The sequence below is a fragment of the Lacticaseibacillus porcinae genome (genome assembly GCF_003946305.1).
In the GTDB taxonomy this organism is placed as follows: domain Bacteria; phylum Bacillota; class Bacilli; order Lactobacillales; family Lactobacillaceae; genus Lacticaseibacillus; species Lacticaseibacillus porcinae.
The window spans coordinates 1-1,049 of record NZ_RHNS01000036.1; the positions used below are offsets into that span (position 1 = coordinate 1).

General features: G+C 53.5%; 1 rRNA gene. It reads right to left on the reverse strand.

Going from position 1 to position 1,049, the window contains the following annotated elements:
* Positions 1–1,049, reverse strand: a 23S ribosomal RNA gene (locus tag EKM92_RS13510); the annotation flags it as partial.

Below are 1,049 nucleotides of genomic sequence, written 5' to 3' on the forward strand. Positions count from 1 at the left end.
GTTACATTTTCGGCGCAGGGTTTCTATTAGACCAGTGAGCTATTACGCTTTCTTTAAAGGATGGCTGCTTCTAAGCCAACCTCCTGGTTGTTATGGAATCCCCACATCCTTTCCCACTTAGCCACGATTTGGGGGCCTTAGCTGGTGGTCTGGGCTGTTTCCCTCTCGACAATGGACCTTAGCACCCACTGTCTGTCTGCCAGGCTATACTTCCGGGTATTCGGAGTTTGGTTGGGTTTGGTAAGGCTTTGGGCCCCCCTAGCCCATCCAGTGCTCTACCCCCCGGGGTAACCACCTGACGGTCTACCTCAATAGATTTCGCGGAGAACCAGCTATCTCCGAGTTTGATTGGCCTTTCACCCCTAGCCACAGCTCATCCCCGACTTTTTCAACAGGCGTGGGTTCGGCCCTCCAGTGCGTGTTACCGCACCTTCAGCCTGGCCATGGCTAGATCACTCGGTTTCGGGTCTTCTGCCAGCAACTATGCGCCCTATTCAGACTCGCTTTCGCTACGCCTACACCTATCGGCTTAAGCTCGCTGCAAACAGAAACTCGCTGACCCATTATACAAAAGGTACGCCGTCACCCCATAAGAGGCTCCGACTGCTTGTAGGCATCCGGTTTCAGGTCTCTTTCACTCCCCTCGTCGGGGTGCTTTTCACCTTTCCCTCACGGTACTTGTTCGCTATCGGTCACTAGGGAGTATTTAGGCTTGGAGGGTGGTCCCCCCATGTTCAGACAGGGTTTCACGTGCCCCGCCCTACTCAAGCATTCTCAAAGACACTACACATACGGGACTATCACCCACTGTGGTCAGCCTTTCCAGACTGTTCTGCTTCTTCTTCAAAAATGACTGGCCTGTTCCGCGTTCGCTCGCCACTACTAGCAGAATCTCAATTGATGTCTTTTCCTCCAGGTACTGAGATGTTTCAGTTCCCCGGGTTCGCCTCGTAACCCTATGTATTCAGATCACGATACCCATCGCTGGGTGGGTTGCCCCATTCGGAAATCTGCGGATCAATGCCTGCTCGCGGCTCCCCACAGCTTAT